The organism is Pararhizobium mangrovi, from assembly GCF_006516965.1.
Lineage (GTDB): Bacteria > Pseudomonadota > Alphaproteobacteria > Rhizobiales > Rhizobiaceae > Pararhizobium_B > Pararhizobium_B mangrovi.
In genome coordinates this window covers 1-14,834 of the sequence record NZ_VHLH01000014.1, presented here as the reverse complement: position 1 = coordinate 14,834, position 14,834 = coordinate 1, and the positions used below count along the sequence as shown (strand labels likewise).

Annotated in this window: 10 protein-coding genes and 1 pseudogene; 9 read left to right on the top strand and 2 right to left on the bottom strand. The window is 66.7% G+C overall.

Features of this window, described 5'->3' with window-relative positions:
- Nucleotides 1-3: 3 nt before the first annotated feature.
- From grxC to FJU11_RS08725, 3 genes are read left to right on the top strand one after another with little or no spacing between them, the layout of a single operon-like run.
- Nucleotides 4-261: a glutaredoxin 3 gene (gene grxC, locus FJU11_RS08735; RefSeq protein WP_141166663.1), complete on the top strand. Its 258-nt coding sequence runs from the start codon at nt 4-6 to the stop codon at nt 259-261.
- An 8-nt stretch (nt 262-269) separates the two neighbouring features.
- Nucleotides 270-1,151: a carbon-nitrogen hydrolase family protein gene (locus tag FJU11_RS08730; RefSeq protein ID WP_141166662.1), complete on the top strand. Its 882-nt coding sequence runs from the start codon at nt 270-272 to the stop codon at nt 1,149-1,151.
- Nucleotides 1,148-1,615, top strand: a complete 468-nt coding sequence (locus tag FJU11_RS08725; protein WP_141166661.1) for a DUF1178 family protein — start codon at nt 1,148-1,150, stop codon at nt 1,613-1,615. Before FJU11_RS08730 ends, FJU11_RS08725 begins: the two co-directional genes overlap by 4 nt.
- A 34-nt stretch (nt 1,616-1,649) precedes the next feature.
- Here the strand turns inward: FJU11_RS08725 and ubiG are convergent, their stop codons facing one another.
- A complete protein-coding gene (ubiG, locus tag FJU11_RS08720; protein ID WP_141166660.1) occupies nt 1,650-2,396 on the bottom strand; it encodes a bifunctional 2-polyprenyl-6-hydroxyphenol methylase/3-demethylubiquinol 3-O-methyltransferase UbiG in 747 nt (248 codons plus the stop codon).
- Nucleotides 2,397-2,581: 185 nt separating this feature from the next.
- On the opposite strand from ubiG, the gene FJU11_RS08715 reads away from it, so the two are divergent.
- The 6 genes and pseudogenes from FJU11_RS08715 (at nt 2,582) to clpB (ending at nt 12,334) form a co-directional block, all read left to right on the top strand.
- Nucleotides 2,582-3,838, top strand: a complete 1,257-nt coding sequence (locus FJU11_RS08715) for an aspartate kinase (RefSeq protein ID WP_141166659.1) — start codon at nt 2,582-2,584, stop codon at nt 3,836-3,838.
- Between the two features lie 156 nt (nt 3,839-3,994).
- Nucleotides 3,995-6,262: a phosphoenolpyruvate--protein phosphotransferase gene (gene ptsP, locus FJU11_RS08710; protein WP_141166658.1), complete on the top strand. Its 2,268-nt coding sequence runs from the start codon at nt 3,995-3,997 to the stop codon at nt 6,260-6,262.
- Nucleotides 6,263-6,274: 12 nt separating this feature from the next.
- Complete coding sequence (gene prfA / locus FJU11_RS08705) at nt 6,275-7,354, top strand: peptide chain release factor 1 (RefSeq protein WP_141166657.1); 1,080 nt, start codon at nt 6,275-6,277, stop codon at nt 7,352-7,354.
- Nucleotides 7,351-8,265, top strand: coding sequence for a peptide chain release factor N(5)-glutamine methyltransferase (prmC, locus tag FJU11_RS08700; protein WP_141166656.1), 915 nt, complete (start codon nt 7,351-7,353; stop codon nt 8,263-8,265). The genes prfA and prmC overlap by 4 nt, the downstream gene beginning before the upstream one ends.
- Nucleotides 8,266-8,576: 311 nt before the next feature.
- Nucleotides 8,577-9,326 (top strand): annotated as a pseudogene (locus tag FJU11_RS08695) (DUF4167 domain-containing protein); the annotation flags it as partial.
- A gap of 398 nt (nt 9,327-9,724) precedes the next feature.
- Entirely contained in the window at nt 9,725-12,334 is a 2,610-nt protein-coding gene (gene clpB / locus FJU11_RS08690) for an ATP-dependent chaperone ClpB (protein ID WP_141166748.1), read from the top strand.
- A gap of 172 nt (nt 12,335-12,506) precedes the next feature.
- Here clpB and FJU11_RS08685 read toward each other — a convergent pair whose 3' ends face one another.
- Entirely contained in the window at nt 12,507-14,423 is a 1,917-nt protein-coding gene (locus FJU11_RS08685) for a M23 family metallopeptidase (protein WP_141166654.1), read from the bottom strand.
- Nucleotides 14,424-14,834 lie beyond the last annotated feature (411 nt).

Here is a 14,834-nt window from a genome sequence, read left to right as displayed (position 1 = left end):
ATCATGAAGGACGTCACCATCTACACCCGCCAGCTTTGCGGCTTCTGCACGGCCGCCAAGCGGCTTCTCGACGAAAAGGGCGTCGCCTACGCGGAGCATGACGCGACCTTTTCGCCGAAGCTGCGCGAGGAGATGATCCAGAAGGCGAAGGGGGCCGCCACCTTCCCGCAGATCTTCATCGGACCGGAACATGTCGGCGGTTGCGACGAATTGCGCGCGCTCGATCGCGCCGGCAAGCTCGACGCCATGCTCGAAGCCTGATCCGTTCCATGGGCGTCTTCACCGCCGCTGCCGTGCAGATGCGCGCGGGCACCGACCCGGCACGCAACATCGAGGCCCTGCGCTCGGGTGTCGTCGAGGCGGCCGGACAAGGCGCGCGCTACGTGCAGACGCCGGAGATGACCGGCGCGCTGCAGCGCGACCGGACCGCGCTCTTCGCCATGCTGAAGGCCGAGGCGGACGACCCCGTCGTCGCTGCGGCGAGCGCGCTGGCGCAGGAGCATGGTATCCACCTGCACATCGGCTCGACGCCGATCGCCGTGGAGAACGGGCGCATCGCCAACCGGGCGCTCCTCTTCGGGCCGGACGGCTCGCTGCTCGCGCGCTACGACAAGATGCACATGTTCGACGTCGATCTCGACGGTGGCGAAAGCTGGCGCGAGAGCTCGGTCTACCAGCCGGGAGCCGATGTCGTGATCGCCGACACCGATCTGGCGGCGATCGGCATCGCGATCTGCTACGACATCCGCTTTCCCGAACTCTTCCGGCGTCAGGCCGTTGCCGGCGCGCAGGTCCTGACTGCGCCTTCCGCCTTCACCCGCCAGACCGGCGAGGCACACTGGCACGTGCTTCAGCGCGCCCGGGCGATCGAGAACGGCGCCTTCGTGATCGCCGCTGCGCAGGGCGGCAAGCACGAGGACGGGCGCGAGACCTACGGCCATTCGCTGATCGTCGATCCGTGGGGTCGCATCCTCGCCGAAGCCGACCACGACGAGCCGGCCGTCATCGTCGCCGAGATCGATACCGAGGCGGTCGCCGGCGTGCGGGGGCGGGTGCCGAACCTCGCCAATGCGCGCCCGCTCGGCCATGTGCGCCGCCATCCCGACGGCTTGCAGACCGTGGACGATGCCGCAGGAGGCGCGGCGTCGTGATCCGTTTTTCACTGACCTGCGAGAAGGCCCACGGCTTCGAGGGATGGTTCGGCTCGAACGCGGATTTCGAGGCGCAGAACACCCGCGACCTCGTCGCCTGCCCCCATTGCGGCTCGACCGGCATCTCCAAGGCGCTGATGGCGCCGGCTTTGGCCAAGGGCGGCCAGACGCCGGTCGCGACCAGCGATGGGAAGGTCGCCGAGGGTGAGGCCGGCAAGGCAAGCCTTGCCATGACGGCGGAACAAAAACAGGCGTTCGCCCGGTTTCGCGACGCAGTGCGGGCCGTGCGTGCCAACACGGAAGACGTCGGTACGCGCTTTCCCGAGGAGGCGCGTCGCATCCATCACGGCGAAGCGGAAAGCCGCGGCATCATGGGCAAGGCGAACTCGGACGAGGCCCGCTCCCTCATCGAGGAAGGCATCACCATCGCGCCGCTTCCCGATATCGACGAGGATTACAACTGAACAAGAGCCTTCGACCGACCTGTGGACTGCAACGTCATTTCGGTTTTGCGAACAGCATCATGTAGTTGACGTCGGTGTCGCTTGAGCGGTGCCATTCGTCCCTGATCGGGCTATAGAAGACGCCGACGTGGTCAAGGCGTTCGAGGCCGCCGAGCGACAGCGGACGCTCGATCTCCTCCGGCCGGACGAGCTTTTCGTAGCGGTGGGTGCCGCGCGGCAGCCACCGCAGGACGTATTCCGCGCCGAAGATCGCAAGCGCGGCGGCCTTCGCCGTGCGGTTGATCGTCGCGACGAACATCAGTCCGCCGGGCCGCATCATCTCGGCACACTTGCCGAGAAAGAAATCCGGGTCGGAGACGTGCTCGACGACCTCCATGTTGAGGATGACGTCGAAGGTCTCGCCCGCATCGGCGAGCGCCTCGGCGGTCTCGGCCCGGTAGTCGATGGTGAGGTCGGACTGCTCGGCGTGCAGTCTGGCGACCTTGATGTTCGTTTCGGAGGCATCCGCGCCGACGACCTCGGCGCCCATGCGCGCCATCGATTCGGTGAGCAGGCCGCCGCCGCAGCCGATGTCGAGCAGGCGCAGGTTGCGTAACGGCTTTTCGCCCTGCGGATCACGCCCGAAATGGCCGGCGACCTTCTCGCGGATGTAGTGCAGGCGGACGGGATTGAACTTGTGGAGTGGCTTGAACTTGCCCTTCGGGTTCCACCATTCCTCCGCAAGCCTGGAAAAGCGGTCGATCTCCGACTGGTCGATCGTGGTCTTCGCGTCGGCCGGCATCGGCGTGCTCCCGTTGTTCGCTTCGCGCGGGGAAGTCGGGCGCGGCTGCGCGGAAGTCAAGTGCGCTCGAGGCCACCGGCGTTGCGGGTGCTGGCGAATCCGGCTATCACGCCGGCCATCCACCGTTCGTGGCGAGCCGTTTCGCTGCGTGCGCATGAAGCCACGTCCCGTCATACGGAATGCGCATGGCCCGTCTGGTGATGAAATTCGGCGGCACCTCGGTCGCGAACGTCGAGCGTATCCGCAATGTGGCTCGCCATGTCCGGCGCGAGGTCGCGGCCGGTCACGAGGTCGCCGTCGTCGTCTCGGCCATGTCCGGAAAGACGAACGAACTCGTAGGCTGGGCGCGCGAGACCGCGCGCTTTCACGATGCACGCGAATACGACGCGATCGTCGCTTCCGGCGAACAGGTCACGGCGGGGCTCCTGGCGATCGCGCTGCAGGACATGTCGATCGACGCGCGCTCCTGGCTCGGCTGGCAGATCCCGATCCGAACCGACGCCCAGCACGGCGCGGCGCGCATCACCGCGATCGAGGCGGACGAACTCGACCGCCGCCTTTCGAGCGGTCAGGTCGCGGTCGTCGCCGGCTTCCAGGGGCTGGGGCCCGACAATCGCATCGCCACGCTCGGGCGCGGCGGCTCAGACACGTCGGCCGTGGCGATGGCGGCCGCGCTCAAGGCCGATCGCTGCGACATCTATACCGATGTCGACGGCGTCTACACCACGGATCCGCGCGTCGAGCCGAAGGCGCGCCGCATGGCGAAGATCGCCTTCGAGGAAATGCTGGAGCTCGCCTCGCAGGGGGCGAAGGTGCTTCAGGTGCGCTCGGTCGAGCTTGCGATGGTGCACGGCGTGCGCACCTTCGTGCGTTCCAGCTTCGAGGATCCCGATGCGCCGGGCATGGACGATTTCGACAACCCGCCCGGAACGCTGATTTGCGACGAGGATGAGATCGTGGAACAGGAAGTCGTCACCGGCATCGCCTACGCCAAGGACGAAGCGCAGATTTCGCTGAGGCGGCTTTCCGACAGGCCGGGCGTTTCGGCGGCCGTCTTCGGTCCGCTCGCCGAAGCCTTCATCAATGTCGACATGATCGTGCAGAATACGTCCGAGGACGGTTCGCGCACGGACATGACCTTTACGGTGCCGGCGGCCGATCTCGACAAGGCGGTGGGCGTGCTGGAGCGCGGCAAGCCGGAGATGGGTTTCGACGTGGTGCAGAGCGAGACGGGTCTGTGCAAGGTCTCCGTCATCGGCATCGGCATGCGCAGCCACACCGGCGTCGCCGCGACGGCGTTCCGCGCGCTCGCCGAGAAGGGCATCAACATCAAGGCGATCACGACCTCGGAGATCAAGATCTCCTTTCTGATCGACGGTCCGTATGCCGAACTCGCGGTTCGCACTTTGCACGGCGTCTACGGTCTCGATAAGACGGTTTGACGGCCTGAAGAACGCCGGCCGGCGGCGTCCTGCGTTATCCGGCGATCTCGATCCGGCGTTTCGTCGCACGCGCCTTCCCCGTGCCAGCTCGTTTTTGCACTGGACTGCGGGCTTCGGCATAATGGATTTGGTAAACACGGGTGGAGTGACCACGTGATGAGTGACCTCGCAGCAGGTCCGCGCATGTTGCTCAAGCGTCTTCGCGAACTCATGGCGGAGCCGCTGGAGCCGCAGGAGCGCCTCGATCGCATCGTCGGGCAGATCGCCGAGACGATGGCGGCGGAGGTGTGCTCGTTCTACGTGCTGCGCGCCGACGGGGTGCTCGAACTCTACGCCACGCAGGGGCTGAACCGTGGCGCGGTGCATCTGGCGCAACTGAGGATGGGCCAGGGCCTCGTCGGCACGATCGCCGCCAATGCGCGATCGCTGAACCTCTCCGACGCACAGACCCACCCCGCCTTCGCCTACCTGCCGGAGACCGGCGAGGAGGTCTACAACTCCTTCCTCGGCGTTCCGATCCTGCGCGCGGGGCGTTCGCTCGGCGTCCTCGTCATCCAGAACAAGGACCATCGGCACTACCGCGACGACGAGGCCGAGGCGCTCGAGACGACGGCGATGGTGCTTGCCGAGATGATCGCCACCGGCGAGATGAAGAAGGTGACGAAGCCCGGCATCGAACTCGATCTCAGCCGGCCGGTGACCCTCGACGCCAGCGCCTTCGGAGACGGCATCGGGCTCGGCTACGTCGTGCTGCACGAGCCGCGCGTCATCGTCACGAACCTTTTGAACGACGACACGGACGCCGAGCTCAAGCGCCTCGACGACGCGCTCGGCTCGCTCAGGATTTCCATCGACGACATGCTGTCGCGCCGCGACGTGCCGGTCGAAGGCGAGCATCGTGCCGTGCTCGAGGCCTATCGCATGTTCGCCCACGACCGCGGCTGGGTGCGCAAGCTCGAAGAGGCGATCAGCAACGGGTTGACGGCGGAAGCGGCGGCCGAAAAGGTGCAGAGCGACATGCGCGCGCGCATGATCCACCTCACCGATCCGTATCTGCGCGAGCGTCTGCACGATTTCGACGATCTGGCGAACCGCCTGCTTCGCGAGCTGACCGGCTACAACGCCCGCGCCCTCCACGAGAGCATGCCGGAGGACGCCGTCCTCGTCGCGCGTGCGATGGGCGCGGCGGAACTCCTCGACTATCGGCGCGGCAGCATCCGCGCACTGGTGCTCGAGGAGGGCGCGGCGACGAGCCATGTCGTGATCGTCGCGCGGGCGATGAGCATTCCCGTCATCGGCCAGGCGCACGGCATCGTTTCGCTCGCCGAGAACGGCGACCCGATCATCGTCGACGGCGAGGAGGGGCGCGTCCATCTGCGCCCGATGGCCGACATCGAGAGCGCCTTTGCGGAAAAGGTGCGCTTCCGCGCCAAGCGGCAGGAACAGTTCCGCGAGCTGCGCTCGGTCGTGCCGGAAACGCGCGACGGGCGGCGCGTGGCGCTGATGATGAATGCCGGCCTTCTCGTCGATCTGCCGCAGATCGAGGAATCCGGTGCCGAAGGCATCGGCCTCTTCCGCACCGAGCTGCAGTTCATGATCGCCTCGCGCATGCCGCGCATGAACGAGCAGGAAGCGTTCTATCGCGAGGTCTTCGACCAGGTCTGCGAACGGCCGGTCACCTTCCGCACGCTCGACATCGGCGGTGACAAGGTCGTTCCCTATTTCCGCAAGGCGGAGGAGGAGAACCCGGCGCTCGGCTGGCGAGCCGTGCGGCTGGCGATCGACCGGCCGGGCCTGCTTCGCATGCAGCTTCGCGCGCTCCTGAAGGCCGCGGGCGGACGCCAGTTGCGCCTCATGGTGCCGATGGTCACCGAGGTGCGCGAACTGCGCCGCGTGCGTGCGCATCTCGAACACGAGCGCGCGCACCTCGCGCGCTTCGGCTACGCGCTTCCCGCGGAAGTGCAGCTCGGCGCCATGCTGGAAGTGCCCTCCTTGATGTGGCAGCTCGACGAGCTGATGGCCGAGGCCGACTTCGTCTCCGTCGGCTCGAACGACCTCTTCCAGTTCACGATGGCTGCCGATCGCGGCAACGGGCGCGTGGCCGACCGGTTCAACGCGCTCGGCCGGCCGTTCCTGCGCATGCTGCGCCAGATCGTGGCGGCCGCCGACCGGGCGGGCACGCCGCTGACGCTGTGCGGGGAGATGGCGGGCTATCCGCTGACGGCGATGGCCTTGCTCGGGATCGGTTTCCGGTCCATATCCATGTCGGCGGCGGCGATCGGTCCGGTCAAGTCGATGATCCTGACGCTCGACCTCGCCCATCTCGAAGCCCGGCTGCTGCCGGCGCTCGAGGAAACCGAACCGCACCGGACCCTGCGCGAACTGCTTGCCGACTACGCGGCGAGCGAAGCGGTCGCGCTCTAGGAAACCGCTCCCATGCCCGCACTGCCAGTCGAGAAGATGCGCCAGCTCGAACGCCGGTTCGGCGAACTCGAGGCGCGCATGGCGGCCGGACCCGAGCCGGAAGCCTATGTGCGTCTTGCCTCCGAATACGCCGAGCTGGAGCCGGTTGTCGCCAAGATCCGGGCCTTCACGTCCGCGCAGAGCGAGCTTGGCGGGCTGGAGGAAATCGTCGACGACCGTTCCGCCGACCGCGAGATGCGCGAACTGGCCGAGGCCGAGATCCCGGAAATCCGCGAGCGCATCGAAACGCTCGAAGGCGAGATGCAGATCCTGCTCCTGCCGAAGGACGCCGCCGACGAAAAAAGCGCGATCGTCGAGATCCGTGCCGGCACGGGCGGCTCCGAGGCCGGGCTGTTCGCGGGCGATCTCTTTCGCATGTACGAGCGCTATGCCTCGGCAAGGGGCTGGACCGTCGAGGTGCTTTCGGCCAGCGAGGGCGATGCCGGCGGCTACAAGGAGGTGATCGCGACGGTTTCCGGACGCGGCGTCTTTTCCCGCCTGAAGTTCGAATCCGGCGTCCACCGGGTCCAGCGCGTGCCGGAGACGGAGGCGGGCGGGCGCATCCATACGTCCGCGGCGACGGTGGCAGTGCTGCCCGAAGCCGAGGATATCGACGTCGAGGTGCGCAACGAGGACATCCGGATCGACACGATGCGCGCCTCGGGAGCGGGCGGCCAGCACGTCAACACGACGGATTCCGCCGTTCGCATGACGCATCTGCCGACCGGCATCGTGGTGACGTCTTCGGAGAAGTCGCAGCATCAGAACCGCGCGCGCGCCATGCAGGTGCTGAAGGCGCGGCTCTACGACATGGAACGCCAGAAGGCGGACGAGGAACGCGCTTCGAGCCGCAGGAGCCAGGTCGGCTCGGGCGATCGGTCGGAACGCATCCGCACCTACAATTTCCCGCAGGGGCGCCTGACCGACCATCGCATCAATCTGACACTCTACAAGCTCGACCGCGTGATGATGGGCGACCTCGACGACGTGATCGACGCGCTCGTCGCGGACTACCAGGCCGGGCAGCTGGCGACGCTCGGCGAAAACGCATGAGCGTCCTTGCCGCCCTGCCGGAGACGGAGGCGGAAAGCGTTCCGCTCGGCCGGGTGCTCGCCGACCTTCGCCGCGCCTTCGCACATGCCGGCATCGCGGAGCCGGCTGCCGACGCCCGGGTTCTCGTCGCGGGTGCGCTCGGTCTGGAGCCCGCGCGGCTGATCCTCCACGAGGCCGATCCGCTCGATGCCATCGCACGTGCGAGGATCGGCGAGGCAGGTGCGCGACGGCTTGCCGGCGAGCCGGTCTACCGAATTCTCGGCATACGATCCTTCTTCGGCCTGACGCTGGCGCTTTCGCCGGAAACGCTCGAACCGCGGGTGGACAGCGAGATCCTCGTCGAGGCCGTCATGCCCCATGTCGCCCGGATCGCGGCCGCAAAAGGCACCTGCCGGATCGCCGATCTCGGAACGGGAACCGGTGCGCTGGCACTTGCACTGCTTGCCGCAACGCCGGCGGCGACCGCGCTCGGCACGGATATCAGCATCGGAGCGCTCGAGACCGCCAGCGCCAACGCCGCCCGCAACGGGCTTGCCGATCGATTCCGGACGGTGAGGAGCGACTGGTTCGACCGTGTCGAAGGCGAGCGGTTCGACCTCGTCGTTTCCAACCCGCCCTATATCGCGTCTTCGGCGATCGGTGGCCTTTTGCGGGAAGTGCGCGAGCACGATCCGCGCGCAGCACTCGATGGCGGCGCGGACGGGCTCGACGCCTATCGCCGCCTTGCCGAAGGGGCCGCAGCGCATCTTGAGGACGGCGGCGCGGTCGCGGTCGAGCATGGTTTCGACCAACCGGCGGTGGTGGCGGAAATCTTCGCCCGCATGGGCTTTTCGCCCGTCTCCGTTCATCACGATCTCGCGGGCCATCGGCGCGCGGCGATATTCGTGCCGCGCATCGGAACATGCGGCTAAAGGCCTTCGGGAGACGCGAAACATCAGAAAGGGCTTGGAATTGCGGCCAAAGCGGTCTAGGTTGCGTCCAGTATCGAACATCGGGTTTCGAACGACGCGGGGCAGTTTTGTGCCGCGTTTCCGGGTTCGCGGCCTCCTGGGGTGACCGTCGAACCGTTTTCGATGCAGATATCCGTTTCTATCGACGTCGATGCGCGACGGCATGCGAAAAACGCAGCGTGTCGCGGGAAGAAGACGCCCGGAGCGAGCATTCCTACTTGCGTTCGGGCGACGTCCAGGGACAGCCACGAGGATCATCAGGTGAGTGAACGATGAGGCCAGGACAGCAGAACAAGCGCGGTCGCGGGCGGAATAACAACAACAATAACGGCAACAACAATCGCAAGGGTGGCAATCCGCTGTCGCGTACCTACGACAGTACCGGCCCGGATGTGAAGGTTCGCGGCACCGCGCAGCACATCGCCGAAAAATACGGTTCGCTTGCACGCGATGCGCAGAGCTCCGGCGACAACGTGACTGCGGAAAACTACCTGCAGCACGCCGAGCACTACAACCGCATCATCGCTGCCGCACAGGCGCAGATGCAGGAGCGCCAGCAGCAGAACGAGCGCGACAACGCCGAGCGTGAAAACGCTGGCGAGCAGACCGGCGAGAACGGCGAGCAGCCGCGCGGCGGCGCTCGCGAGCGCACGAACGGGTACGACCGGACGAACGGCTACGACCATGCCGGCGAGCGCAATGGCGCGCGCGGCGATGAAGCGGCCGACCGGCAGGCTTTCGAGCGCACCGGCGGAGCCGAGGACGAGGCGAACGTCCCGGCTCGCGACACCCGGTCCGACGCGCCCCAGCCATCTGCCGCCGCCCAGCCCAACGGTTCCGGCCCGCAGCCGGTGATCGAGGGAATGCCGGCCGAGGTTTCCATGGAGGAAGAAGGCAAGGGCGCAGGCACCGCGCGACGCGCGACGAGCCGTCGACGCACCGGGGCGGCCCGTCCGCGGCGCACCGCCAAGAGCGACGATGCCGAGGCTGCGCCGCAAAGCGGCGAGGCCGGCGACGCCGCCCGCAATGGCCAGAGTGGCGAGGGTGATCAGGAGGCGCAGGGCATTGATGCCACCGCCGCTGCACCCGAGGCGGAGGAAAAGCCCCGCAAGGCGACGCGCACGCGCCGCCCCAAGGCCAAGCAGAGCGACGACACCGCGACGGCCGGCGCCTCGGACTGAAGTCCGGGACCCGCCCACGCTTTCCTTCGGATGCAGGCTTTGCGCCCCGGTCGAACGGCCGGGGCGTTCTCGTTCCGGTTCGTCGTCTTTCGCTGCGCGCAGGCGCCCGATGCCTCTTCCGCAGCACGCGGAGTGTCACCATATAGGTTCCATAACGACCTGCCGATGACGGAGGTCGGTTCATGAAACGTCGCTTCGCGCCGGAACGGGCGAAGCGGGACATGGAGCCTTGGAAAACGATGAATCCCGAGAAATACACCGAACGCGTGCGCGGCTTCCTGCAGTCCGCGCAGACCTATGCCCTTTCCGAAGGGCACCAGCAATTCACGCCCGAGCACCTGCTCAAGGTTCTCCTCGACGACGAGGAGGGCATGTGCGCCGCATTGATCGAGCAGGCCGGCGGCCGCGCGAAGGACGCCCGTCTCGGCGTCGAGGCCGCGCTCGCCAAGCTGCCGAAGGTTTCGGGCGGCAACGGTCAGCTCTACATGGCGCAGCCGCTGGCCCGCGTCTTCACGACCGCAGAAGAGGCGGCGAAGAAGGCCGGTGATTCCTTCGTTACCGTCGAGCGTCTCCTGCTTGCGCTGGCGATCGAAACCTCCGCGGCGACATCCGACATCCTCAAGAAGGCGGGCGTCACGCCGAACGGCCTCAACAAGGCCGTCGAGGCGATGCGCAAGGGCCGCACGGCCGACACCGCATCGGCGGAAGACGGCTACGACGCGCTGAAGAAATACGCCCGCGACCTGACCGAAGCTGCCCGCGACGGCAAGCTCGACCCGGTAATCGGTCGCGACGACGAGATCCGCCGCACGATCCAGGTCCTTTCGCGCCGGACCAAGAACAATCCGGTGCTGATCGGCGAACCGGGCGTCGGCAAGACGGCGATCGCCGAAGGGCTGGCGCTCCGGATCGTCAACGGTGACGTGCCGGAATCGCTGCGCGACAAGCGGTTGATGGCACTGGACCTCGGCGCGCTGATCGCCGGCGCGAAGTATCGCGGCGAGTTCGAGGAGCGGCTGAAGGCCGTGCTGTCCGAGATCGCTTCGGCGAACGGCAACATCATCGTCTTCATCGACGAGATGCACACGCTCGTCGGTGCCGGCAAGACGGACGGGGCGATGGACGCCTCGAACCTTCTGAAACCGGCACTGGCACGCGGCGAACTGCACTGCGTGGGCGCCACGACGCTCGACGAGTACCGCAAGCACGTGGAAAAGGATGCCGCCCTCGCGCGGCGCTTCCAGCCCGTCTTCGCCAGCGAGCCGAGCGTGGAAGACACCGTCTCGATCCTGCGCGGGCTGAAGGAGAAGTACGAGCAGCATCACAAGGTGCGCATCTCCGACTCCGCCCTCGTCTCCGCGGCGATGCTGTCGAACCGTTACATCACCGACCGGTTCCTGCCGGACAAGGCGATCGACCTCGTCGACGAATCCGCCTCGCGTCTCAGGATGCAGGTCGATTCCAAGCCGGAGGAACTGGACGAGCTCGACCGACGCATCGTCCAGCTCAAGATCGAGCGCGAGGCGCTGAAGAAGGAGACCGACCAGGCTTCCGTCGACCGGCTCGACAAGCTCGAGGCCGACCTCGCCGATCTGGAAGAAAAGGCCGACGCTCTGACGGCCCGCTGGCAGGGCGAAAAGCTCAAGCTCGGCCGTGCCGCGGAACTGAAGACGAAGCTCGACGCTGCGCGCAACGAGCTTGCGAGCGTGCAGCGCAGGGGCGAGTTCCAGCGTGCCGGCGAGCTTGCCTATGGCGAGATCCCGGAGCTCGAACGCCAGCTCCACGAGGCCGAGGAAGCCGGCAGCGAAGGCTCCGGCATGGTCGAGGAAACGGTGACGCCCGACCACATCGCCCATGTCGTCTCGCGCTGGACAGGCATTCCCGTCGACCGCATGCTCGAAGGCGAGCGCGACAAGCTTCTTCGCATGGAAGATACGCTCGCAAAGAGCGTCGTCGGCCAGGGCGAAGCGGTGCAGGCGGTCTCGAAGGCCGTTCGGCGTGCGCGGGCTGGCCTGCAGGATCCGAACCGGCCGATCGGCTCGTTCATCTTTTTGGGCCCCACGGGCGTCGGCAAGACGGAGCTTACCAAGGCGCTCGCCCGCTTCCTCTTCGACGACGAGACCGCGATGGTGCGCCTCGACATGTCGGAATACATGGAGAAGCATTCCGTCGCCCGGTTGATCGGCGCGCCCCCCGGCTATGTCGGCTACGAGGAAGGCGGATCGCTGACGGAAGCCATACGGCGCAGGCCCTACCAGGTGATCCTTTTCGACGAGATCGAAAAGGCCCATCCCGACGTCTTCAACACGCTCCTTCAGGTGCTAGACGACGGGCGGCTGACGGACGGGCAGGGCCGCACGGTCGACTTCCGCAACACGATGATCGTCATGACGTCGAACCTCGGTTCGGAATTTCTGGTCAGCCTCGCCGAAGACGAGGATGCGGAGGCGGCGCGAACGCAGGTGATGGAGGTCGTGCGCGCGTCGTTCCGGCCCGAATTCCTCAACCGTGTCGACGAGGTCATCCTCTTCCACCGGCTGCATCGGCGCGAAATGGGGGCGATCGTCGAGATCCAGCTTCGCCGGCTGCAGGCGCTGCTCGATGAGCGCAAGATCACGATCGAGCTCGACGAGGAGGCCGAAGCATGGCTTGCCGAGAAGGGCTACGATCCGGCCTATGGTGCGCGTCCGCTGAAGCGCGTCATCCAGCGCGAGGTTCAGGATCCGCTCGCCGAGAAGATCCTTGCCGGCGAAATCCCGGACGGTGCGACGATAAAGATCGTCAACGGTTCAGACCGGTTGCTTTTCAGGACGAAGCCGGAAGCGGTAGCGAGCGATAGGGCAGCGTAACCCGCTACTGTTGAAGCGAAGAGAAGGGACGGCTTACGGGTCGTCCCTTTTCGGTCGAATAGCCCGTTGCTTTTGGAATGCTGGACCCGATTGAATTACGCCTGCCGTTCCATCTCTTCGTCGTGTGCATCGTTCTCGACGCCAGTCCGGATCAGTCCGGCCGGAAAAAACCCTAGCGTTCCGCGACGCGGCCGTCCTGCGGTTCGTCGGCACGTTCCAGTAGCGAATCGATGCGGGCGCGCTCGCTTTCGAAGGCGACCAGGGCGTCCTTCTTCAGCGGTTTGCGGTCGGGCAGGCGGACCTTCATCGGGTCGACCTTGGTGCCGTTGACGATCACCTCGTAGTGCAGGTGTGGCCCGGTCGCCAGCCCCGTCGAACCGACATAGCCGATCACCTGGCCCTGACGCACGTGCGCGCCGGCCTTCACGCCCTTGGCGATCGCGCTTTGGTGATTGTACGAACTTTCGTAGCCGTTGCCGTAATTGACGATCGTCTGGTTGCCGTAACCGCCCGAATCCCAACCCGCCTTTTCCACCGTGCCGTCGCCGACGGCGAGGATCGGCGTGCCGCGGGGCGCGGCCCAGTCGCAGCCCCAATGCATGCGATCGTAGCCGAGGATGGGGTGGTGGCGCATGCCGAAGGGCGAGGTGAAGCGGCCGTTCGGCACCGGCTTGCGCAGGAGGAAAGGCCGGATGCTCTTGCCGTCGCGATCGTAATAGGCCGCGTCGTCGTCGCTGTCGTGGAAGCGGTAGAGCCGGATGGTCTTTCCGGCGACGTGCGCGTCGAGGAAGAGAAGGCGGGAGCGTTCGGTGGCGTCGCCCTTGGCGTCGGGCGATGAGAAGAAGACCTCGAGCGTGTCGTTCGGCGTCATCGCCGCCTTGAAGTCGACCGCGCTCGCCAGAAGCTTGACGATGTGGCCGATCATCGTCTGCGTCATGCCTTCGTTGAGGCCCGCCCGGTAGAGCCCGTCGTAGAGCGAGGGCAGGTCGCGCCGAACGATCGTCGGCACCGGCGTGTCGTCGAAGGCGTTTTCGACGGCATCGCTCATCGGCGGCGGCGTGCCGACGGCAAAGCGGCCGTGATCGTTGCGCGCCACTGTCACCGCATGCTTGCCGTTCCGGTAGACGCTGGCCCGCATGATTCGCGCATTGCCCGAACCACGGTCGACGCCGAGGCGCAGCACGTCGCCATGCTCGAGCCGGTCGGCGCCGAGCAGACGCTCCAGCGCCAGGGAGACGTCGTCGACGTCGCGTGCGTCGTAGCCTGTCGCCGCCAGCACCTTGGCAATGGGGCGACCGGCATGCACGGGGATTACGGTATCGCCGAACGCTTCGTCGGGCGCCTTTTCCGTCATCGGCGCGATCGAAACGTTTTCAGTCGTCACGCGAGCGGTGCCGAGCGGCCGCTTGGGTGCGAAGGGGCTCTTGGGATCTGGTGGGGGCAGGGGAGCCGGAAGGTAGAGGGATGCAAGCCGCATCGTCGGGCTCGCAAGCGCCTCGCTTTCGGCGCGCACCCGCCGCTCGATCGCCCGGTCGTCGAGCCCGTCGGTATAGGCGGGATGTCCCGCCCCAACCGGAAACGCCTCGCTCTGCAAGCTGATTTCGGTATCGACCTGCGCACCGTAGAGCGCACCGGCCGGGGCCGGCGCCGGGTCGGTATCCCCGTGCGCCATGATCTTCAGCGGATCGAACTTGGGGTAGGTGGCATCCGTCGGCCTGGCGCTGGCGAGCGACATCTTCAGCCGTGCGAACGGGCGCCGCCGTACGACGTCGCGGTCGCCGTCATGGACGAGCGTCGAAACTTCCATGATGCGTCGATCGGCAGGTGCGGCAGCGGCTGCGGGCAAGCGCGGGGCGACGGGTCGGTTTCCCTTTTCGGCACGGCTTCCGGGTGCCATGTCCACGGCGGCGAAGGCCTGTCCGGGCAGGGCGAACTCCTCGCGTCCGTCGAAGGCCGCGACGAGCGATACGCCCATCAGCACGCTGAAGGCGATGCCCGTAAGGAAGGTACCGGAAAGCCAGCGAAGGGAGACGTCTCGCCGGTCGGGCGTGCGCGGCGCGCCTGCGAGCAGGGGCGGTTCGTCGCCCATGGCGTCACACGCGCGCTTGCGCCGTTTCCTTGCTGTGTCCAAGACTTCCGACCCCCGGTCATGCCGCTCGAACGAGCCGTCGCTCGCAGCCCCCGCTGCGCGTGTTCGAAAGCCCGGCCGGCGGCTTGGCCGCGATGGCTGGCGAATCAAACCTTCCGGCGTCGTTTTCGCGTCGCCATGCCTTATGCCACGGGGAATGGGCCCATTTGAAGGCTCTTCGGCGGCAAAGGCCCGTCTTCCGCGCTGTTCGTCCCGGTCTCGGCGAAAAAGTTCCTTTCCTGCCGATTTTTCGCCGGGACCGCGTTGACATCATTTGGTGATCCATCCTATACAGCGTTCATCGACGGCGGCGGCGCCGGGGTCCATATGGGTTCTGGCGGTTGGCTGCTTTTTCCGACTTTTGGTGCTAGT